Source organism: Halomonas sp. Mc5H-6, from assembly GCF_024124705.1.
Lineage (GTDB): Bacteria > Pseudomonadota > Gammaproteobacteria > Pseudomonadales > Halomonadaceae > Vreelandella > Vreelandella subterranea.
Genome location: NZ_JAMXSI010000012.1, coordinates 1 through 19,620 on the forward strand (window position 1 = coordinate 1; position 19,620 = coordinate 19,620).

At 57.4% G+C, this 19,620-nt stretch carries 20 protein-coding genes; 9 read left to right on the plus strand and 11 right to left on the minus strand.

Translation table 11 applies throughout. From position 1 onward, the window contains the following. Positions 1 to 160 precede the first annotated feature (160 nt). The gene (locus NH395_RS14800) at positions 161 to 793 is read left to right on the plus strand and encodes a nucleoside recognition domain-containing protein (RefSeq protein WP_253025946.1); all 633 of its coding nucleotides are present in this window, start codon (positions 161 to 163) and stop codon (positions 791 to 793) included. A 102-nt stretch (positions 794 to 895) separates the two neighbouring features. On the opposite strand, the gene hpxO is transcribed toward NH395_RS14800, so the two are convergent. Continuing rightward, positions 896 to 2,116 (minus strand): FAD-dependent urate hydroxylase HpxO, encoded by a 1,221-nt coding sequence (gene hpxO / locus NH395_RS14805; protein ID WP_253025948.1) that lies wholly within the window; start codon positions 2,114 to 2,116, stop codon positions 896 to 898. A gap of 286 nt (positions 2,117 to 2,402) precedes the next feature. Between hpxO and NH395_RS14810 the strand changes: the two genes are divergently transcribed. The 3 genes from NH395_RS14810 (at position 2,403) to NH395_RS14820 (ending at position 4,488) form a co-directional block, all read left to right on the plus strand. Then, positions 2,403 to 2,864: an Hsp20/alpha crystallin family protein gene (locus NH395_RS14810; protein ID WP_253025950.1), complete on the plus strand. Its 462-nt coding sequence runs from the start codon at positions 2,403 to 2,405 to the stop codon at positions 2,862 to 2,864. 37 nt (positions 2,865 to 2,901) lie between these two features. After that, complete coding sequence (locus tag NH395_RS14815; protein WP_253025952.1) at positions 2,902 to 3,303, plus strand: Hsp20/alpha crystallin family protein; 402 nt, start codon at positions 2,902 to 2,904, stop codon at positions 3,301 to 3,303. A gap of 132 nt (positions 3,304 to 3,435) precedes the next feature. Continuing rightward, a complete protein-coding gene (locus tag NH395_RS14820; RefSeq protein WP_092824409.1) occupies positions 3,436 to 4,488 on the plus strand; it encodes a class I fructose-bisphosphate aldolase in 1,053 nt (350 codons plus the stop codon). Between the two features lie 43 nt (positions 4,489 to 4,531). On the opposite strand, the gene NH395_RS14825 is transcribed toward NH395_RS14820, so the two are convergent. Continuing rightward, positions 4,532 to 5,413, minus strand: coding sequence for a PhzF family phenazine biosynthesis protein (locus tag NH395_RS14825; protein WP_253025954.1), 882 nt, complete (start codon positions 5,411 to 5,413; stop codon positions 4,532 to 4,534). Beyond that, positions 5,400 to 5,612, minus strand: a complete 213-nt coding sequence (locus NH395_RS14830) for a DUF1127 domain-containing protein (RefSeq protein WP_253025956.1) — start codon at positions 5,610 to 5,612, stop codon at positions 5,400 to 5,402. The genes NH395_RS14825 and NH395_RS14830 overlap by 14 nt, the downstream gene beginning before the upstream one ends. A 165-nt stretch (positions 5,613 to 5,777) precedes the next feature. On the opposite strand from NH395_RS14830, the gene NH395_RS14835 reads away from it, so the two are divergent. Then, entirely contained in the window at positions 5,778 to 7,223 is a 1,446-nt protein-coding gene (locus tag NH395_RS14835; protein WP_253025958.1) for a PLP-dependent aminotransferase family protein, read from the plus strand. Here the strand turns inward: NH395_RS14835 and NH395_RS14840 are convergent. Continuing rightward, positions 7,213 to 7,923 (minus strand): anti-sigma factor, encoded by a 711-nt coding sequence (locus NH395_RS14840; protein ID WP_253025959.1) that lies wholly within the window; start codon positions 7,921 to 7,923, stop codon positions 7,213 to 7,215. The genes NH395_RS14835 and NH395_RS14840 overlap by 11 nt on opposite strands. Continuing rightward, positions 7,902 to 8,465 carry a sigma-70 family RNA polymerase sigma factor gene (locus NH395_RS14845; protein ID WP_253025960.1) on the minus strand — a complete coding sequence of 188 codons (564 nt, stop codon included), beginning with the start codon at positions 8,463 to 8,465 and terminating at the stop codon, positions 7,902 to 7,904. Before NH395_RS14845 ends, NH395_RS14840 begins: the two co-directional genes overlap by 22 nt. Positions 8,466 to 8,650: 185 nt before the next feature. On the opposite strand from NH395_RS14845, the gene NH395_RS14850 reads away from it, so the two are divergent. Continuing rightward, entirely contained in the window at positions 8,651 to 9,202 is a 552-nt protein-coding gene (locus NH395_RS14850) for a fasciclin domain-containing protein (RefSeq protein ID WP_066314939.1), read from the plus strand. Positions 9,203 to 9,269: 67 nt separating this feature from the next. Here NH395_RS14850 and NH395_RS14855 read toward each other — a convergent pair whose 3' ends face one another. Beyond that, on the minus strand, positions 9,270 to 9,899 hold the full coding sequence (locus tag NH395_RS14855; protein WP_253025961.1) for a DNA-3-methyladenine glycosylase I: 630 nt from the start codon (positions 9,897 to 9,899) through the stop codon (positions 9,270 to 9,272). 14 nt (positions 9,900 to 9,913) lie between these two features. Next, positions 9,914 to 10,639 carry a phosphatidylcholine synthase gene (gene pcsA, locus NH395_RS14860; protein WP_366066015.1) on the minus strand — a complete coding sequence of 242 codons (726 nt, stop codon included), beginning with the start codon at positions 10,637 to 10,639 and terminating at the stop codon, positions 9,914 to 9,916. Positions 10,640 to 10,808: 169 nt separating this feature from the next. Here pcsA and NH395_RS14865 point away from each other — a divergent pair, with 169 nt between their 5' ends. Further along, positions 10,809 to 11,258: a GNAT family N-acetyltransferase gene (locus tag NH395_RS14865; protein WP_253025962.1), complete on the plus strand. Its 450-nt coding sequence runs from the start codon at positions 10,809 to 10,811 to the stop codon at positions 11,256 to 11,258. Positions 11,259 to 11,280: 22 nt separating this feature from the next. On the opposite strand, the gene NH395_RS14870 is transcribed toward NH395_RS14865, so the two are convergent. From NH395_RS14870 to NH395_RS14885, 4 genes are all read right to left on the minus strand, one after another. Beyond that, a complete protein-coding gene (locus NH395_RS14870; RefSeq protein WP_253025963.1) occupies positions 11,281 to 11,757 on the minus strand; it encodes a YbaK/EbsC family protein in 477 nt (158 codons plus the stop codon). 51 nt (positions 11,758 to 11,808) lie between these two features. Further along, complete coding sequence (codA, locus tag NH395_RS14875) at positions 11,809 to 13,074, minus strand: cytosine deaminase (RefSeq protein ID WP_253025964.1); 1,266 nt, start codon at positions 13,072 to 13,074, stop codon at positions 11,809 to 11,811. 16 nt (positions 13,075 to 13,090) lie between these two features. Next, entirely contained in the window at positions 13,091 to 14,356 is a 1,266-nt protein-coding gene (gene codB / locus NH395_RS14880) for a cytosine permease (RefSeq protein ID WP_253025965.1), read from the minus strand. 67 nt (positions 14,357 to 14,423) lie between these two features. Beyond that, positions 14,424 to 15,038, minus strand: coding sequence for a TetR family transcriptional regulator (locus tag NH395_RS14885; protein ID WP_253025966.1), 615 nt, complete (start codon positions 15,036 to 15,038; stop codon positions 14,424 to 14,426). 166 nt (positions 15,039 to 15,204) lie between these two features. Here NH395_RS14885 and NH395_RS14890 point away from each other — a divergent pair, with 166 nt between their 5' ends. Then, positions 15,205 to 16,299 carry an efflux RND transporter periplasmic adaptor subunit gene (locus NH395_RS14890; RefSeq protein WP_253025967.1) on the plus strand — a complete coding sequence of 365 codons (1,095 nt, stop codon included), beginning with the start codon at positions 15,205 to 15,207 and terminating at the stop codon, positions 16,297 to 16,299. Position 16,300: 1 nt separating this feature from the next. Beyond that, on the plus strand, positions 16,301 to 19,348 hold the full coding sequence (locus NH395_RS14895) for an efflux RND transporter permease subunit (RefSeq protein ID WP_253025968.1): 3,048 nt from the start codon (positions 16,301 to 16,303) through the stop codon (positions 19,346 to 19,348). Positions 19,349 to 19,620: the final 272 nt, after the last annotated feature.

Below are 19,620 nucleotides of genomic sequence, written 5' to 3' on the forward strand. Positions count from 1 at the left end.
TTCCGCCTAAAAGGCGGGAAACGGGCAAAAAACACACACATAACGGGAGAAGCGTGTCTGAATCTTTGATTTTTTGTCGACTCAAACCGCGATTGGCGATAATCGGCAGTTATTCAGACCTTCCCTAAATGTCGAGCAAGTGACGGTGCTAGGGGCGTTAATGTTGGTAGGGCACTCGATTCCTGTTGAGGGCGCGGTTGCCAAGCGCGCGGGGGTGCCCTGGTGGGCCACCATAGTACTGCGTGTCGGCGGGGCTTTGCTGTTTGCTTGGTTGTTACACTGTTTTTACTCAACGTTGGGTTTAATGCAGGCACCGGTTGAGCTGATGTGGAAGCCAAGCTTTTCATCAGAGCCAACGCTAAGCGGTTGGGCCGTTGCTCAGCTTGAAACCTTAGCGCTTATTTTTGTGATTATTTTCGCGCTGATAGTACTCCTCAAACTTTTACAAAAGCTTGGCCTTGAGCGTTGGATTCATCTGGTGTTGCGACCGCTGCTCAAGCTATTGGGCATGGGCCGTTCGGCCGCTAATGTAACGGTGATTGGGTTCACGTTGGGGCTAAGCTATGGCGCCGGGCTGCTGATCCGTGACGTGCAAAACGGTGTGCTTGGCAAGCGCGATAGCACGCTAGCGCTATGCTTTCTCGGCCTCTGCCATAGCGTTATAGAGGATACGCTGTTGATCTTAACGCTCGGGGCCGACGTGGTGGGCGTCTTGTGGGCACGGCTGCTGTTTGCCGTTGTGGTTGTTGCGATTATTGCTCGCTGGCCCAACGCCATGGTGAATAATAAATAAGTAATTGCATAATAGAGGCGTATTGACTGGCCACCTCCGTGATCTTACGGGATCGGCCTGACAGAACCGGCTGGGCAGATCCCCTCTTCAAGTCAGTTGGGGTTACCCCAGCGGCCCGCCGGTCACCGTGGTCTTCAAGCCGTCAATAATGGCTTGACCATCTTCGTTCTTGAGTTCGTCGTACCAGGCTTGGGTGTGAGTGGCGTCGTGCCCATGGATCATCGCAGCGCGCTTGCGGGCACGCTGGACGATTTCGCCCACCCGGTCGACGCGTGCCCGGTCGTACTGGGCCATAGCGCTGTCGATGGCCGCTGACGCATCGGTATTTTCTTCCAGCGCACGCGCGAGCGCCTGGGAGAGTACCCAGGCGTCTTCCATCGCCTGGCAGCCGCCCTGGCCTAGGTCGGGCGCCATGCCGTGAGCGGCATCCCCCAGCAGGGCAACGCGGGGAGCGGTGAGCGAATCCAGCGGCGGAATATCGTAGATTTCCACGCGGGCCATGCGCGCCGGGTCAAAGCGTTCAATCAGCGCCTGCACGGGCTCGGCCCAGCCCGCGAAGTGTTCGCGCAATTCATCGCGGTAGTGGTCAGGGTCGTTGGTGGTACCTGCCGGGAGCGGCACGTCAAAGAAGCAGTAGAACTCCTGAGCGCCTTCCTTGTTGCCACCGCTACCCATGGGCATAAAGGAAACCCGCTTGGCGTCACCCACGTACTGGTCCCAGTGACTCAGCGGTGCCAAGGCTTCATCAGCAGGCACGCGGACGTTCCAGTTCACGTAGCCGACGTATTGGCGCTCCACAGGATGGCCTACCAACTTGCTGCGCAGCTTTGAATGCGTACCTTCTGCCACGACCAGAAAGTCGGCACTCAGGCTTTCGCCGTCATCAAAATGCGCCGCCACGCCGTGCTGGGTGACTGTGTAGTCAATGCATCGGCGGCCAAACTGGATGTGCTCGGTCCCGACGGCGTCCAGCAGTGTCTGTTGGAGGGCGGCGCGGGCAATCGGACAGACGCGTTGGCCGACATCGCCAAACAGCGGTGACAGGCTGAAGTCGGTCAACGTCTGGCCTGTCTGGGTGAGATAGCGCATCTGGGTCATCTCGCCGCTCAAGCCCTCGATGGTCTCACCCAGGCCCAACTGGTGCATGACCTTGACGCCATTCGGCCATAGCGAAATCGCCGCGCCCACCGGGCGTATGGTCGCCACACGCTCTAAAACGGTGACGCGGTGGCCTTGCTGTTGGAATGCCAGAGCGGTGCTCAGCCCGCCAATGCCCGCGCCGATAACGAGAATATTGAGAGATGTGGTAAGAGGGCGGGTCATGGCAATCTCCTGGAGCAGTGAAAGAGCACAATGAGCGTTAATTGGGTAAGCCAACAAGCCCATCGCGACAGCTAACTGTATACAAAATTGAGGTTTAATGTACAGGTAATGCTCAGTCGGAACAGGTATTCACGGCATGCCGGACAGTTGAAAGTAAAAGCCAAAAAAATGCCTATTGCCCCCTTGAAAACTGTCTGAATGCTCCTATTTTGCGATTTAAGAGGCGCTGCGATGGGATATAGCGGCATCTCTTCCCATAGTCTGCTTAACGTAGGAGGTGTTCGATATGTTCGATGATCTCAAGCGTTTTGATGTTGGCTCACCTCGCCAGCTGGACTGGTTCCGCCAGTTGTTGGACGACTTTTTGTCCGATGGCAATGCGATGGATATACGCGCAGTGCCCAATGGCAGCTTCCCGATGATCAATGTGGCCCGTAGCGATGAAGCCGTGCACGTTTATGTGTTTGCGGCGGGGCTGGACGCTACGGATCTCACCATTGATGTTCAGGACAATGTGCTGACCCTTCGCGGCAAGCGTGAGTCTGTCATTGGCAATAACGATGGCGATCGCTCGCGTCCGGTATTCCGTTGCGAACGCGTCAGCGGTGATTTTGTGCGCGCCATTGCGCTGCCGGATGGCGTGGATGCAGACCGGGCTGAAGCCCGCCATGCTCACGGGGTGTTCGAGATCCTGCTGCCCAAGCGCGAGGAGCTCAAGCCGCGTCGTATCGATGTTCAGGCGGCGTAAATCATGGTTGTTAACCTTGAATAAGGAGGGATAAATCATGAATAACGTTGTTCGTTCATCTAATAACCAAACCTCGCTTCAACAGCGGGATGAAGACAAGAACCCGCAGGAAACGCTGCTCCCAGCAGTGGATATTGTCGAGGAAGATAATGCCATCAAGCTGGTTGCCGACATGCCAGGCGTTACCAACGACTCACTGCGTGTCGAGCTCGACAATAACGTGCTGAGCTTGGAGGGCGAGATAAACCTGAACATGCCCGAAGGGCTGAGCGCGCTGCATGCTGAGGTGCGTGGTCGGCGTTTCGCACGCCGCTTCAACCTCAGTCACGAAATAGACGGTGACGCGATCACGGCACGTATCGTCAATGGTGTGCTGACGGTAACGCTGCCCAAGAAAGATAGTCATCGCACGCGCCGTATCGAGGTGCAGGCAGCGTAAAACGAAGCTGACGCTTAGCTGCCCCGGCACTCGGGGGTGCGCGGGGCGGTACTTTCCCTAGTCGCAATTTAAGCTCTATGCTCTACATAAGGAGTGTTCGATACTTCCCTTATCGATAGAGAGGATTGCGTAATGACGGATATAACCGCGTTGCTCGGCAGCGATGCCGAGAGTTTGCTCAACCACACCTGCCAGGGCGTTCCCCGCGACAGCTTGCACTTACCCGGCCCCGATTTTATTGACCGTGTCATGGCGGATAGTGACCGTCGACCGGCGGTGCTGCGCAATATGCAGAGCCTGTTTAATCATGGCCGCTTGGCGGGCACCGGCTACCTAAGCCTACTGCCGGTAGATCAAGGCATCGAGCACTCGGCGGGTGCCTCCTTTGCCCCGAACCCTCGCTACTTCGACCCGGCCAATATCGTTGAGCTGGCGCTTGAAGGGGGCTGCAATGGCGTGGCCTCGACCCTTGGCGTGTTGTCGTCGGTCGCGCGTCGTTATGCCCACAAGATCCCGATGATGTTGAAGCTCAACCACAACGAGACGCTTAGCTACCCGGCGATGTATGACCAGACGCTGTTTGCTGATGTTGAGCAGGCCCACGACATGGGCTGTGTGGCGGTCGGGGCGACGATTTACTTTGGCTCCCATGAAAGCCGTCGGCAAATAATGGAGATCAGCGAGGCTTTCGAGCGTGCCCACCAACTGGGAATGGTCACCGTGTTGTGGGCCTATCTGCGTAACCCTGCCTTCAAGCAGGAAGGTGCCGATTATCACGTTGCCGCCGATCTCACTAGCCAGGCGAACCACATGGCTGCAACGCTCAAGGCGGATATCGTCAAACAGAAGCTGCCCGAGAACAACGGCGGCTATAAGGCGGTCGGTTTCGGACATACCCATGAGAAAGTCTATAGCGAACTGACCACTGACCATCCCATCGACCTGGCCCGCTACCAGGTCGCCAACTGCTTTATGGGCCGCGCCGGTCTGATCAATTCCGGCGGTGGCTCCAAAGGGCACTCCGATCTCGGCGAAGCGGTACGCACGGCGGTGATCAACAAGCGTGCCGGTGGTATGGGCTTGATCTCGGGGCGTAAAGCGTTCCAAAAACCGATGCCGGAAGGCGTTGAACTGCTGCATGCAATTCAGGATGTCTATCTCTCCAAGGACGTGACCGTCGCCTGATCTCCTGGCCCTCACGACTCACATGGGGGAACAGAAGGGGCGCTTAGCCAATGGTTTGGTGTATGTCGAAAGCGCCCCTGCCCACCACCACAGCGTTACCGCCCACTTCCACAAAGCCTGTTTTGATCCCGCCATTGGCGGCGGTATGGATAACGCTGGGCCGCCCCATCTCAACCCCCTGATGAATCTTGCACTGCAAGGCATCTGGCTGAAGGGAGGCCAAATAGCCGGTCAATGCGGCTGCGGCGCTACCGGTAGCGGGGTCTTCGCAAAGGCTGTTCTCCATGGAAAACATACGACTGTGAAGAAGCATCTCGGCTCTGTGTAGCTGTTCAGCGACATATAGGTAGATCTGCTCGGCACTGCTGTGTGCGACGGCATTTGCCCAGGTGGTTGTTGAAATGCGCACCTTCTCCAGAGCGGTGATATCTGCTAGCTCGATCAAATGAAAGGGCAGGCCAAAGGAAGCCAGCACCGGGTTGCCAACCACCTTATGCGCCTCAAGCCCAAGTAGTTCGGCGGCGGTTGCGTGATCAAGGTTGCTGTCCGCGATGCTTGCAGGCTGGGCAGTAGTAAACGTCGCCCTTCCTTGGTCATAGCGTACCGCCAGTTCGCCAACAGGTGGCTGAAGCACCAAGGTTTGATCACGGTTCACAAGCTTTAAAGCGGCCAATAGATGCGCGGTGCCCACCGTAGGATGGCCTGCAAAGGCTAGTTCTTGAGTGGGGGTGAATATCCGCATGGGGAAATGGTTCGGCCTAGTGGCGGCACTCAAGAACACCGTTTCAGCCAGGTTCAATTCATTGGCAAGCGCTTGCATGGTGCTGGTCTCAAGCTCTCCAGCCTCTAAAAAGACGGCCAGTGGATTGCCGGTAAACGGCTGGTCGGTAAATACATCCAGCAGGTAATACTCAACGGTTTTCATAAGGCCCCCTGTCAACAGACGCACGTTTCCAAAACGGTTTGCGGCCCTCTCTTTGGGCCTGCTCGCGGCTAATGCCGACATCCTCCAGCAGCCGGTCATCGAGCGTTAACAGATGGCGGCGACTACGGCGGCATTGTTGATAGTAGCGAAGTTGATAACCTAGCTGGTAGCGGAGTCGGGTAAGGCTGAAGCGCGGCATGGCGAATCCTCCGTGGTGTGTGCCAGACCAGATTACTCAGCGCTGATGTTTTGATACAGATATAGAATTTATTGTTTTTAAGATACAGAAGGGCATGCTATACCTCTGTATGGCGGTTTTTAGGTGCGTCTGTATCGTTATCGGGTTGTGGAGGAGGAGGGTGTTATGACGCGCTATGAAGAAGTGGCGACCATTTTGCGGGAGCGTATCGAGCACGGTATTTACCGCGTTGGGGATCGCCTCCCCTCGATTCGTGCGGTCTGTCAGGAGCTGGACGTCAGCATTTCCACTGCCCAGGAGGCCTACCGGCAACTGATGGATGTGGCGTTGATCGAGTCGCGTCCTAAGTCTGGCTACTTTGTGCTGCCAAGCCGGGTTCCTTCGGTACTGCCGTCGGTCTCTCGTCCGGCGCAGCGCCCGTTGGATGTTTCTCAATGGGATCAGGTGCTGGAGCTTGTCGCCACCCAGCGGGACGATAATCGACTTCTGCTGGGGCGTGGGGTGCCCAATCTTGAGTATGAAACGCTGCGGCCACTGTCGAAAATCCTCGCTGGCCTACATCGCAGCACTGATTTGAACGGATTCAACTACGATAAGCTGAGCGGTAGCCCCGAGCTGCGCCAGCAGGTGGCGCGGCTGGCGATTGCGTCCGGCTGCCTGCTGCACCCGGACGACATCATGGTAACCACCGGCTGCCAGGAGGCGCTGGCCATTGCATTGCGAACGCTCACCCAGCCCGGTGATGTGGTGGCCGTGGACTCGCCAAGCTTCTACGGCACCATGCAGATTCTCAAGGCCAACGGCTTAAAAGCACTGGAAATCCCCACCGACCCGCAAACCGGCATCAGTCTGGAAGCGCTGGAATTGGCGCTGGAGCAGTGGCCGATCCGCGCGATACAGGTCACGCCGACCTACAACAATCCCCTAGGCTACACAATGCCTGAAGCACGCAAGCGGGCACTGTTTCAGCTCGCCCAGCGTTTTGATGTGGCGATTATCGAAGACGATATTTATGGCGATTTGTCGTTTACTCTGCCCAGGCCGCGCACCGTAAAGTCCTTCGACGACGATGGCCGCGTCATGCTGTGCAGCGGCTTTTCCAAAACTGTGGGGCCAGGGCTGCGGGTGGGTTGGCTGGCGCCTGGGCGCTACCGCGATCAGGCGATGCACATGAAATATGTCTCCACCGGTGCCTCGGCGACGCTGCCGCAGCTGGCCGTGGCAGAGTTCGTCGCCAAAGGCCATTATGAACGCCACCTGCGTTTCGCTACCCGCCAGTATCAGCGCCAGCGCGACATCATGATCAGTTGGGTGCAGCGCTATTTTCCCGAGGGATCAGGCATCAGCTACCCCCAGGGCAGCTTCCTGCTCTGGGTGGAGCTGCCCGCCGCCGTGGACTGTGTGCGCCTCAATGAACGCTTGGCACAGCATGCTATCCACGTGGCACCTGGGTCGCTGTTTTCCGCCTCGGGCAAGTTCCGCCAGTGCCTGCGCCTGAACTATGCGTTTACGCTAACACCTGCTATCGAAAGTGCCGTGCGCACCGTGGGTGAGTTGGCCGCTGAGATGGTGGCAGATGCGCGGTCCCACGAGTCATACCTCATAGGTTGAGGGTGCTGCCGCGTACCGGCGTCAAACGCCCATGGTCGATAATCGGACCGGTTGGCTGGCCTTCGGGAGCGCCTCCCTGGGGCTCAACGCTGACGGCCAGATCGGCTGTGAATAACTGCGCGCGCAGCTCGGCACTGGGTTCCAGGCGATGGCTCCCTTGATCAGGTAACAGGCCCAGCGAGACGGGCGTACCGTCGGCAATCAACCAGAGCTCACCGGTCTGTTCGCTGTCGACCTGGGTCGGTTGAACCGCTTGCACAATCAACTCTCCTTCCTGGGTTGCGCTGATGATCCAGCCTGGCGTGCGCGATTCGTCCTGGACCACGAAGACGGCTTCTCCGTCCGGCAGCTTGGTCAGTTCAGCCTGTTGCCAAAGAAGGCCTAGCGCTATCGCGATTACCCCAAAACTTGCCGCCATGGTCTGCCATGCCCCTAAACGCTTCCACCAGGGGGCAGGCGCTGTTCCGGTTGCCTGGGTAATGCGCTGCCAGACCTCCTTGGGCGGTGTCCTGGGGTCCAGTCGCTCGTTGAATAGATGCAGATATTCTCGCCACTCTTCCACATCGTTACGTAGGTCATGGCTGACCGCCAGCAGCGCTTCAAAGCGTGCTTTCTGATCGATGTCCAATACGCCCAGTACGTACTCACCAGCCGCAAGGTGGCGATCATCTGGGTCGCTTAGATCCCATTGGTTAGACATGTTTTTAACCTCTCGAGTCCACGGCGGATCCAGCTTTTAACGCTGCCCAGCGGTTGGGACAGAGAGTTAGCAAGCTCGCTGTGCGTCATGCCCTGAAAATAGGCCATTTCCATTAACTGGCGCTGATGTCGACTGAGTGTGTCGAGGCAGTCGTTCAGTTTGTCATTTTGCTGATGACTGATGCTGTCATCTTCAGGGTCGTCGGTACCTAATAGGGTTGCCAACAAGGGTTCATCGGTGGTGGTGTCCTGTGGCTTCTGGCGACGCAGCCAGTCGATGCCAATATTGCGAGCAAGTGTGGAAAGCCAGGTCATCGGCTTGGCTCGCGTGGCATCGTATTGATCGGCGGCATGCCAGATTCGGATGAAAACATGTTGCAGACAATCCTGAGCGGCACCTTCATCTCTTACTATACGCAACAGTTGGGCATACAGATGCGCACTGGAGACACGATAGAGACGCTCGAACGCTTGGCGATCGCCCTGGGCGCAGCCGTTGAGTTGCTCAATAAGATACTGGTGGCGTTGCGTGGCATCTAGCATTCGGGCATCTCTGCGCAGTAAACCGAAATGCCAGTCTTCGGGAGTCAGCCGTTGAAGGCAATAGGTGAGTGCTCAGCGGTGAATAAAAAATTGTTGGGAGTTTGCATCCACTGACGCCTTGGGGCCGTAAGTATCAGTGAGCTTGCATTGCTGAGCTCTTTTAATGACAACCAGGAGATGCCCCAATGAAACTCAAACTACTTACCGCTGGCGTTTGTGCCGCTGCCTTATTTACCGGCGTTGCCGTTGCCGACCACGGCCCTACCACGGTAGGCGGCGCCAATATGCTGCCTGAGCGGAACATTATCGAGAATGCCGTTAACTCAGGTGACCATGAAACACTCGTCGCCGCTGTTCAAGCCGCTGAGTTGGTCGATGTCTTGCAAGGCGAAGGTCCTTTTACCGTATTCGCGCCGACGGATGATGCCTTTGCGAAACTTCCTGATGGCACCGTTGATACGCTGCTGCAGCCAGAGAACCAGGAGCAGCTTCAAACGGTTCTAACCTACCACGTCGTACCTGGCAATATGAATCGGGACGCCTTGTGGGAAGCAACCATGGAAAACGACGGCACCGTGGCTTTCAAAACCGTCCAGGGTGAATACCTTACCGTCTCGCGCAATGGTAATAACCTGATGGTCATGGATGCTCAGGGCAATAGTGCCAACATTACTGTTGTGGATGTCGCACAATCGAACGGTGTCATCCATGTTATCGACAGCGTGCTATTACCCTAAGGGCCCCGCTTACATCGGATAATGACATTTATTCGGTTGAGGTTATGTTTTCCCACCGCCTGGTTCGCTAGGCGGTGGTCTTTTGCCGACCGGATGGACGCAAAAATCCCTCCCGGGCGCGAGCTGCTTGTTCGCGAACGATACACCCTTCTGCATGATCATTGAGCAGCCCCATCGCCTGCATAAAGGCAAAAGCGGTAGTAGGGCCGAAAAATTTCCAGCCGCGCTTTTTTAACGCCGTGGCAAGAGCGACAGATTCAGGCGAGGTGGTCTGGGACTGCGGCGGCGGTAGCGAAGAGGCGTCCGGCTCAAAGCGCCAGAAAAACGCGGCCAGTGAACCTTCCTGCTCGACCATTTCCTGGGCCCGCCTGGCATTGTTAATGGTTGATTCAATCTTGCCTCGATGCCGAATGATGCCAGGGTCCTGCAATAAACGCTGCACATCGGCTTCGCCGAAGCGGGCGACTTGATGGAAATCGAAGTGATGAAAGGCGGCACGAAAATTCTCACGCTTGTTGAGAATGGTGCGCCAGCTCAAGCCCGACTGAAAACTCTCCAGGCACAGTTTCTCGAACAGCCGCTGATCATCATCTACCGGGAATCCCCACTCATTGTCGTGGTAGGGCAAAAATTCAGGCGCCCCGCCACACCATTGGCAGCGAGGATATCCATCAGGGGCGATAAAGTTGCTGGTCATTAGCGACTCACCTATCAGTCGAACCATTCTTTGGCAGTGCGCCATAGGCAGATGGCGACGAAGTAGACGGAAGCGATGCCCCATCCCCATAGTGCCCAGGCGGCGTGCTCTGGGGTTGAGAGCACCAGTGATGTGGTGCATGCGCACCATGCCAGCGTGACAGCGATATTGAGCGGCATGAACAGGCGCACCCGAAAGGGATGGAGAAACTTCATCCTGGTCACGGTCAGGATGGCCAGAAAGGCGATAGTGGCGAACGTAAGGAAAGGCGGGAAGTCGAGGATATAAAAATAGGCGGCGGCGATGTTCCAGGCGGCAGGAAAGCCAACGAAGTAATTATCCTGACTTTTCATGTCGACATTGCAGAAACAGAACATTGATGACAGCAGAATGATGAACACTGACGCCAACCCTAAATAGGGTGGCAATTCAATGAAGTAATAGATGAAAAGGGCGGGGATAAAGGCCCAGGTCAAATAATCGATCACCATGTCGAGTGTCGAGCCATCAAAATGAGGCAGGATGGTCTGCACTTCATATTTGCGCGCCAGTGTGCCGTCGATTGCATCAATCATCATCGCGGCACCCAGCCAGAGCAGGCAGGCGACGGGGTTATTGTCGACCAGGGCAAGCAGCGCCATGGTGCCGAGCAGCACGCCGCTGGCGGTAAATACATGGACGCTCCATGCCTTGCATATCGATGCGCGGGATTCTGCGTGCGAAGAGAGTAATTGAGCCACATTAACCCCGTTGGGAAGGTGTTGTTCCCGTTAAATTGGATTTATCAATAAGCCTTTAAAGAAAGATACACTACTACAAGAAGGCTGCCCGAGAATATGTCGATATGCTGTCCATTGATAATGCGTTCAGCGCAGGGCTTAGGTGTGACGCGCTTCAGGAGCAACGTTTATGCAGGCCATTCGCTTAGCGACCATTCGTGATATCGATACGCTTACCGAGTTGCTCGATGGCTATCGTCAGTTTTATCAGCAGCCGAGTGATCTTCAGGCGGCGCGTGATTTTCTGCGCCAGCGTATGGGACTCGGAGACGCTTTTATTTTGGTGAGCGAAAACAGCGAAGGTGCGCTCACCGGTTTTGTGCAGCTATACCCAGGCGTTTCCACGGTGGGCTTGAATGCGCGCTGGACGCTGAATGATCTTTTCGTGTTGCCGGAGTGTCGCGATAAGGGCACGGGCAGGGCGTTAATGGAAGCCGCCACCCAGCTTGCCCGCGATCACGGCGTCGCACGTTTGATATTAATGACCCAGGTAGAGAACGAGCGCGCCCAGCACCTTTACGAGTCACTGGGTTGGCAGCGCAATACCGCGTTTTATGGTTATTTACTGGATATTAAGTAAGCGCTGCCATTGAGAGGGACGTTTAACCAACACTCTCCGGCAACTTGCACACATCCACCCACTTGGCGTTGACGAGCTCGGCCAAGCGTTTGGGGCTTAGGCGCACGGCGCTGTTGGATGACCCCGCCGCGGGCAGCACTTCGTCATAGACGTGGAGGGATCCATCGCAGTACACCGGCAGGTCAGTGGCAAGGCCGAACGGGCAAACGCCACCGACCGGGTGGCTGGTGAGTTCCATCACGGTCTCAGCGTCGAGCATCTTGGCCTTGCCGCCGAAGGTGTCGCGAATCTTGCGGTTATCGATGCGTGCGTTGCCGCTGGCCACGATCAGCAACGGTGTTTCGCCGACCTTGAACGCCAGGGTTTTGGCTATCTGCCCGGGTGCCACGCCGTGGGCCTCGGCGGCCAACTGCACCGTGGCCGTGCTGGTTTCCAGCTCTTCGATGGTGATATCCGGCGCATGCTCGGCAAAAAACTGGCGAACGGTCTCGACGCTCATGGTGAAATCCCCGTGTTGGCTGAAAGCCTAACCTAACGCGCCTTGGTTGATTTAGCCAAGCCACGGTGGCGAGGTGATTCTGGCAGGCTCGCGCTGCATGATGATCTCGCCGTGGCGAACCGAGAGGAGCACTTCCCCCTGGGTGCGCAATACGCTGTAATCGTCCTCGCCATCCAACAGGTTGAAGCTGGCGGGTTTACCGACCTCAATGCCGTAACGCCCTTCGATATCGAGGGTGCGCGCGCTGTTGTCGGTAATCAGCGAAAGCGACTGGCTGAAGTCCTGATAGCCCATCATGTGGCAGATATGCAGCCCAAAATCCAGCGTACGTAATAGTTTGCCATTACCCAGGGAGTACCAGGGGTCGACGATGGAGTCTTGGGCCAGGCACACGTTGATACCCGCTTCGTTGAGTTCCTTCACCCGGGTCACGCCGCGGCGTTTGGGGTAGCTGTCGAAGCGCCCCTGCAAGTGAATGCTCTCGGTCGGGCAGGAGACAAAGTTGATGCCCGAGCGCTTGAGCAGCAGAAACAGCTTGGAGCAGTAGGCGTTATCGTAGGAATGCATCGCGGTGGTGTGGCTGGCGGTAACGCGGCTGCCCAGGTCATGCGTCAGAGCTTCATGGGCCAGCACTTCGAGAAACCGCGAGTTGGGGTCGTCGATCTCGTCGCAGTGGACGTCCACCAGGCGATCGTATTTGATCGCCAACTCGATCACCCGCTGCATGGAGGCCACGCCCAGCTCGCGGGTGTATTCAAAGTGGGGAATACCGCCGACCACATCGGCGCCGATTTCCAGCGCTTCTTCCAGCAGCCTGTCGCCGTCCGGGTAGGAGAGCAAGCCGTCCTGGGGAAAGGCCACCACCTGTATATCGATCTTGTCTTTCAGCTCGTCGCGTAGGGCGCACAGGGTTTTGATGCCAATCAGGCTGGGGTCGCTGGTATCGGCATGGGTGCGTACAAATTGCACGCCGTTACTGATCAGCAGGTTCAGCGTTTTCAGCGCACGCTCGCGAATATCGGCTTCGGTGAGCATCGGCTTACGCTCGCCCCAGCGCTCGATGCCTTCAAACAGGGTGCCGCTCTGGTTCCATTCGGGGTCGCCCGCCGTCAGGGCAGCATCCAGGTGAATATGGGGCTCGATAAACGGCGCGCAAAGCAGTTTACCGCCTGCATCAATCTGTTCGGGCGCGGGTCCTTCGCCTGCCGTTTGCGGCGCGTCCTGGGCCGTAATCGCGGTGAAGCTACCGTTCTCGACCTCGATACGATAAAGCTCGGGGCGCTGGCGTAGCCGGGCGTTGATAATCTGCATGCTCATATATAAAACGGCTCACTTATTGTTTGGCAGTGGAGGGAAGGCTATCACCCAGCGTAGCGTGATTGACGCGCAACAGCACAGCATAGCTTCCCGCCGCGACCAGGACGCCCACCAACGGCGGCAGTAACGGCGAGACGTAGGCGCCGCCGGCGCCCAGTGCATAGGCGGCTAAACCACGACGGTTGAAGTCGGGTAGCTGAGCGCTTTCAAGCGCGGGGTAGCGACCTTTATGTTTGAGCCAGAAGTCCGCCATGATCACGCCGCCCATGGGGGGGATAAAAGTACCCAGCAGCACCAGAAAGGGAATTAGCAGGTTGTACATGCCGCCGACCGCCAGCACGGTGCCAATCGCCGCACCGCCTACCGTCACCAAACGGCGTTTTTCGGTACGCAGCAAATTGCAGCCCGCCACGGCGAAGTTATAGATGGTGTTGTCCTGGGTGGTCCAGATATTCAAAAACAGCATCAACACGGCGATGGTGACAAAGCCCTGGGCGATCAATACATCCACGATATCCGCCTGTTGGTAGATCATGGTACCCAGGGCACCGGTGAGCACCATCAAGCCGTTCCCCACAAAGAAAGCCGCCATCGTGGCGATCACGGCGATTTTCGGTGACTTCGCGAAGCGACTCCAATTGGTCGCCTGGGTGCCGCCGCTGATAAAGGTGCCGATGATAACGGTAATCGCTGCGGCCACGCCCATGCTTTCCGTAGGCGTTTGCTGGCTTAACCCGGCAAAGCCGCGTGCATCTACCAGCCCGGTGAACAGGCTGATCAGTATGAACAGCATCATGGCGGGCACGGCAAAGCGTGAAAGCCAGTCCATCCCCTTGTAGCCGATCATGGCGGTGATGCAGAAACCAAAGCCAAACAGCACCATTAAGGGGATTTCCAGCCATTCAGGCATCCCGGTGGTGCGTACCAATACCACGGCGATCGTTGCCGTGCCCCAGGCGTACCAGCCAATCTGGGTAAAACCGAGGATGAAATCAGACAGCTTGCTGCCTTTTTCACCGAAGCAGAAGCGCCCCATCAGCACCGAATTGAGCCCGCTTTTACAGGCGATATAGGCCAGTGTGGCGGCGTAGGCACCTAATAAAAGGTTACCCAACAGGATGATCCACAGCAGTTGGCCGATCGAAAAGGCCTGACCCAGGGTGCCCCCTGCCCACATGGTGGCGGTAAAGAAGGTAAATCCGAGCAGTACTGCTGAGGTGGAGAGCAGGCCCTTGCGAGCGCTGAGGGGGACTTCACTGAGTGGGTAGTCTGAATGATGCATGGCAAGCTCCAGGAGAAAGAACATTCATCCAGTGTAGGAAGCAAGCCGTATGCCAAGGTGGTTAAATCTACTCAGACAGGAGTCCACGCATCAATGTTTCGACGATGCTGTTGCGGTCGGCATCCAGCGAATACTGATGAGGGTCTTGCAGCCAGTCGAAACAGACGCCAATCAAGAAGCCGTGAAATTGGCGGCGGGCGCTGGCCGGGCTCAGGTCTGCGCGTAACCGGCCCAGCTGCTGGACCTGCTCGAACAGTTGCTCGACCCCGGCTTCAGCATGCTCGGAAAGTCGCGTAATCATGCTGATGCGCGGGTGGTCGTCTTCCAGCTTTTCACAGCGGTGCAGCACGATGGTGGCGGCTCGCTGCAGCGGTTGGTCGTGGCAGATACCCGCCAGCGAGCGCTGTGCGATGTCGCGCAAACAGTCTACCGGTGCCGTGCCAAGTTGTTGCACGGCGTCGTCGACGATTTCATCCAGCGGAATGCGGACCCGCTCGAGCAGCGCATCAAAAAGGGCGGCCTTGTCCTCAAAGTGCCAATAAATCGCCCCTCGGGTAACCCCCGCCGCCTGGGCAATATGCGCGAGGGTGGTGCGAGAAACCCCCTGGGCGAGAAACGTCGTTTCTGCCGCGTCCAGGATGGCTTCCCGGGTGCGTTCGGCGTCGGCCTTGCGGCGGGTCATGGCGGCTCCTGATTCAACACGTGACATTATTCTGGCACCGATCGCTGGCAAAGTCGCCAGCGAGTGATTAGTATATACTTGACTGACATTCATGAATGTCAGTCAAGTATATATCACCCTCTGTTCGTTGGGAATGCGGCGTTTGATCGTCATCAAGGAGCTTATCGTGCCCGTTACTTTTCTTCGCTGGCTACCGGTTGCACTGGTCTTGCTCGTGCTAATGGGGTGTGATCAGCCTGAGGCGCAGTCAAAAGAGGCGCCCAGGCCAGTCAAACTGGTGACACTGGAAGCGGCGAATGCCGGGGCGTTCAGGCAGTTTCCGGCACGCGTTGAAGCTACCATGCGCAGCAATCTGTCGTTTCGCATGGCAGGGGAACTGCTTGAGCTCAACGTCAGCCCCGGTCAACAGGTGTCGAAGGGCGAGGTCATTGCGCGTATTGATAATCGCAATGCACAAAGCGAGCTGGATAGCGCCCGCTCACGCCTGGAGCTTGCCAAGGCCAACCTGGAGCGTATGCGCTATACCCTGGAGCGTGGCGCGGTCAGCCAGTCCCGGTTTGATGAGGCGGAGAGCGAATGGCGGGCTGCCCGCGCTACCTTTGAGCAGGCGGAAGAGCAGGTCGACCATACCCAGTTACGTGCGCCTTACGATGGTGTGATTGCCCAGGTACCGGTGGATAACCGTCAGATTGTTCAGGTGCAGGAGACTGTCGCGGTGATCCAACAGCCGGGTCAACTGGACGTGGTGTTTCATCTGCCCGAGCAGATTGTTCAGCGCATGCCGCGTAGCAACGGCACGCTCTTTGGCGATGCGTTAGCGTATGAAGTCAGCTTTGGTAACAGCGACAAGCCCTACCTCGCTCAGTTGGCGTCCTACACGACCCAGGCCAGTGCGCAGAGCCTGGCCTATGAAGTCACCCTGACGTTGCCCCAGCCGGATGACATCACGCTATTAGATGGCATGAGCGCCAGCGTGCGCCTTGATTTAAGCGACCTGCAGTCCGACCCAACAACGCCATTGTGGCATTTGCCCGCTGAAGCAGTGACTTATGCTGGCGATAATCCGGAGCAGGCCCAGGTTTGGCGCTTTAAAGCGCCACACGGCGTTGAGCCGGTGCCTGTTGAGGTTGGTCGCCTGACCTCCAAAGGGCTTGAAATCAGCGGTGACTTGTCCGCGGGTGACCGTATTGTAGCCGCCGGTGCGCATCGCTTGAGCGCAGATACCCAGGTGACCCCGTGGGAAAAAGAGCGGGGGCTGTAACATGGTCGATTATTTCTTACGCCACCGGGCCGCCAGCTACTTAATGACCGTGGTGCTGCTCGCGGGTGGTGCGCTGGCGTTTTTGGGCATGGGGCAGCTCGAGTTCCCCGAGTTCACCATCCGCAATGCGTTGATCACCACTCAATACCCCGGCGCGACCCCTGAAGAAGTGGAGCAGGAAGTCACTTCGACCCTGGAAGAATCGATCCAGGGGATGTCGTTGATCAAACGCATAAGCTCGGTGAGCTCCGATGGCCTCTCGCAGATTACCGTCGAGCTTGAAAGCACGGTACAGAACGAAGAGCTGGAGCAACTGTGGGATTCGCTGCGCCGTAGAGTTCAGGACGTCCAGGCCGCGCTACCTCCCGGGGCCAGCCAGTCCCGCGTGAATGACGATTTCGGCGATGTATTTGGCTTCATGGTCAACCTGACCGGCGAAGGCTACAGCATGCCCGACCTTGCCGATCATGCCGACTTCCTCAAGCGTGAGCTGGCGCTGGTCGACGGGGTCGAAAAGGTATCGCTCGGCGGCGAGCATGAAGAGCGCATTTTTATCGAGGTCGACCGTGAAAAGCTACGCGCGCTCAATATTCCGTTAACCCGCCTGCAACAGCTACTCGACACGCAGAATGCGGTGGCCGACTCGGGGCATCTCAAACAGGACGGCCGCCGTTTCCGCATTACGCCCACGGGCAGTGCAGCGAATATTGATGACCTGCGCGGGCTTATCGTCAGCGAGGGCGATGGCGAGCTGGTACGGCTCAGCGATATCGCTGACATATCGCGGGAATTGGCGGAGCAGCCCCAACAGCTTTACCGCGACATGGGGCGGCCAGCGATATCGCTGGGCGTCTCCTTTGAAAGCGGCGTGAACGTGGTCGAGGTGGGCGAGCGTCTGCAGCAACGCCTGGACGAACTTCAGGCCCGCACGCCGCTGGGAATGGAACTCAACGTGGTTTACGACCAGCCCCAGGTGGTCGACGAAGCGGTATCAGGCTTTTTAGTCAGCCTGATCCAGGCGGTAGCCATTGTCATCGTGGTGCTGATGCTGTTCATGGGCTGGCGCAGCGGCCTGTTGATGGGCTTTATCCTGCTGATCACCATCATCGGCACCTTTATGCTGATGCGTTTCCACGGCCTGCAGCTGGAAAAGATCTCGCTGGGCGCGCTGATTATTGCCCTGGGCATGCTGGTGGACAATGCCATCGTGGTCACCGAGGGCATGCTGGTGGGCTTGAAACGTGGTAATACGATCCGCGATTCGGCCCACCAGGTGATTCGCCAGAACGCCTGGCCGCTGCTGGCCGCCACCTTGATCGCCATTGCCGCCTTTGCGCCCATTGGCCTGTCGCCGGACACCACCGGTGAGTTCATCGGCTCGCTGTTTTTCGTGCTGCTCTACTCGCTGCTACTCAGCTGGATTACCGCGCTGACGTTGACGCCCTTCTACTTCAAGCTGTTCTTCCGCAATGTGGCGCCCGGCGATGGTCAGGAGGATCCTTACAAAGGAATTGTGTACCGCGTTTTCAGCCGGGTGATTATTGCCGGGATTCGCTTCCGCTGGGTCACCCTGGGGTTGGTGGTGATGCTATTGGCTGGCGCCGTGGTGGGCTTTGGTTCGGTGAAAAACGCCTTCTTTCCGGCCTCCAACACGCCGATCTTCTTTGTCGACTACCGCACGCCGGAAGGCACGGATATCCTCGAGACCCAGCGCCGGGTCAGCGAGCTGGAAGACAGTGTTATGGAGATGGACGGCATCCGTCATCTGACCACCACGGTGGGCGGTGGCGCGCAGCGCTTTACCCTCACCTACTCGCCGGAAGACCGCTACGCCAGCTATGCCCAGCTGATCGTCGAAACCGACGACAAAGCCACCCAGCACGATCGCATGGCCGACGTTGAGAAAGTACTTGAGCAAGACCATAGCGATATCGACTATAAAATTGCTCCCCTGGAGGTTGGCCCTGCACCGAAAGCCAAGTTGGAGGCACGCTTTTACGGCAGTGATCCAGAAATGTTGCGTCAGCTAGGTGATCAAGTTGAAGCGATGTTCCGCGATACACCGCATATGACCAGTGTGCGCACTAGCTGGCGCAACCGGGTCCAGGCGATAGAGCCGGTGTTCATGGAAGATACTGCCCGGCGTCTCGGCGTTACCCGCGAAGACCTAGCGGATACGCTTGCCTTGAGTACCAGCGGTAGCCGAGTGGGCATTTACCGTGACGGCAGCGACCTGATACCCATGGTGGCGCGGGCGATTCCCGGTCAGCGCCACGACGTGGATAACCTTGGCTCACTTAACGTGTGGAGCGCAGAGCAAGGGCGTTATATCACTGCCGACCAGATGATCAGCGATATCACCACTAAGGTGGCAGACCCGCTGATAATGCGCCGCAACCGGGAGCGCATGCTGGCGGTTTACGGCGAGCCGGATCCATTAAGCGGCGTGACCGCCGCCAGCGTACTGGCCGATATCCGCCCCCAGGTAGAGGCGTTAGAGTTACCGCCTGGGTATCGGCTGGAATGGGGCGGCGAGTACGAGACCGCGGGTGAGGCCCAGAGCGGGTTGTTCTCCTCACTGCCGTTGGGGCTTGCGATGATGTTCATCATCACCGTGGTGCTGTTCAACAACTTCCGCCAGCCGCTGGCCATCTGGTCGCTGGTGCCGCTGACCATCATCGGTGTGGTAGGCGCGTTACTGCTCACCGGTCTGCCGTTCTCGTTTATGGCACTGCTCGGCACGTTGAGCTTGGTCGGCATGGTGATCAAGAATGCCATCGTGCTGGTGGAGGAGATCAACGTGCAGCTGCCGCTGCATCAGGACCGCTACCACGCAGTGGTACGCGCCGCCATCAGCCGTGTCAGGCCTGTCGCCATGGCCGCGTTGACCACCATGCTGGGCATGATTCCGCTGATCAGTGATGCCTTCTTCGCCAGCATGGCGGTGGCACTGATCGGGGGGCTGGGCGTTGCCACGCTGTTAACCCTAGTCGTGTTGCCGGTGGTCTACTGTGTGCTTTACCACATCAAGATCCATGCGGATTCATAATCCCGAAGGTCTGTTGACGCTTTATCGCGAAGCCGTCGACAGACCCTAAACACCTGTTTCATCGCACGGCTTTGGCGAGCCCAATTGAGCTAGTTTATTCCAATCGCAACGCCTCAATCCCCTTTTCACGCCTACCGGGCACCCGTGTGCATTTCATGCATTTAAGCACAGAGTTGGGCTCTGAGTTTGTTCGGCGATCCGAAAGATAATTCACATCAAATTTCGGAAGACGATAACTTGGGTTAATTTATTTGATTTTTTTATCTTATAAA

Excerpts from the sequence above, each read along its gene's own strand:
- NH395_RS14850 (WP_066314939.1), top strand. The coding sequence starts at position 8,651 with ATGAAACTCAAACTACTTACCGCTGGCGTTTGTGCCGCTGCCTTATTT.
- NH395_RS14895 (WP_253025968.1), top strand. The coding sequence starts at position 16,301 with ATGGTCGATTATTTCTTACGCCACCGGGCCGCCAGCTACTTAATGACC.
- NH395_RS14835 (WP_253025958.1), top strand. The coding sequence starts at position 5,778 with ATGACGCGCTATGAAGAAGTGGCGACCATTTTGCGGGAGCGTATCGAG.
- NH395_RS14830 (WP_253025956.1), bottom strand. The coding sequence starts at position 5,612 with ATGCCGCGCTTCAGCCTTACCCGACTCCGCTACCAGCTAGGTTATCAA.
- codB (WP_253025965.1), bottom strand. The coding sequence starts at position 14,356 with ATGCATCATTCAGACTACCCACTCAGTGAAGTCCCCCTCAGCGCTCGC.
- NH395_RS14845 (WP_253025960.1), bottom strand. The coding sequence starts at position 8,465 with ATGCTAGATGCCACGCAACGCCACCAGTATCTTATTGAGCAACTCAAC.
- NH395_RS14840 (WP_253025959.1), bottom strand. The coding sequence starts at position 7,923 with ATGTCTAACCAATGGGATCTAAGCGACCCAGATGATCGCCACCTTGCG.
- NH395_RS14810 (WP_253025950.1), top strand. The coding sequence starts at position 2,403 with ATGTTCGATGATCTCAAGCGTTTTGATGTTGGCTCACCTCGCCAGCTG.
- NH395_RS14815 (WP_253025952.1), top strand. The coding sequence starts at position 2,902 with ATGAATAACGTTGTTCGTTCATCTAATAACCAAACCTCGCTTCAACAG.
- hpxO (WP_253025948.1), bottom strand. The coding sequence starts at position 2,116 with ATGACCCGCCCTCTTACCACATCTCTCAATATTCTCGTTATCGGCGCG.
- codA (WP_253025964.1), bottom strand. The coding sequence starts at position 13,074 with ATGAGCATGCAGATTATCAACGCCCGGCTACGCCAGCGCCCCGAGCTT.
- NH395_RS14825 (WP_253025954.1), bottom strand. The coding sequence starts at position 5,413 with ATGAAAACCGTTGAGTATTACCTGCTGGATGTATTTACCGACCAGCCG.
- NH395_RS14870 (WP_253025963.1), bottom strand. The coding sequence starts at position 11,757 with ATGAGCGTCGAGACCGTTCGCCAGTTTTTTGCCGAGCATGCGCCGGAT.
- NH395_RS14885 (WP_253025966.1), bottom strand. The coding sequence starts at position 15,038 with ATGACCCGCCGCAAGGCCGACGCCGAACGCACCCGGGAAGCCATCCTG.
- NH395_RS14820 (WP_092824409.1), top strand. The coding sequence starts at position 3,436 with ATGACGGATATAACCGCGTTGCTCGGCAGCGATGCCGAGAGTTTGCTC.
- NH395_RS14865 (WP_253025962.1), top strand. The coding sequence starts at position 10,809 with ATGCAGGCCATTCGCTTAGCGACCATTCGTGATATCGATACGCTTACC.
- NH395_RS14800 (WP_253025946.1), top strand. The coding sequence starts at position 161 with ATGTTGGTAGGGCACTCGATTCCTGTTGAGGGCGCGGTTGCCAAGCGC.
- NH395_RS14855 (WP_253025961.1), bottom strand. The coding sequence starts at position 9,899 with ATGACCAGCAACTTTATCGCCCCTGATGGATATCCTCGCTGCCAATGG.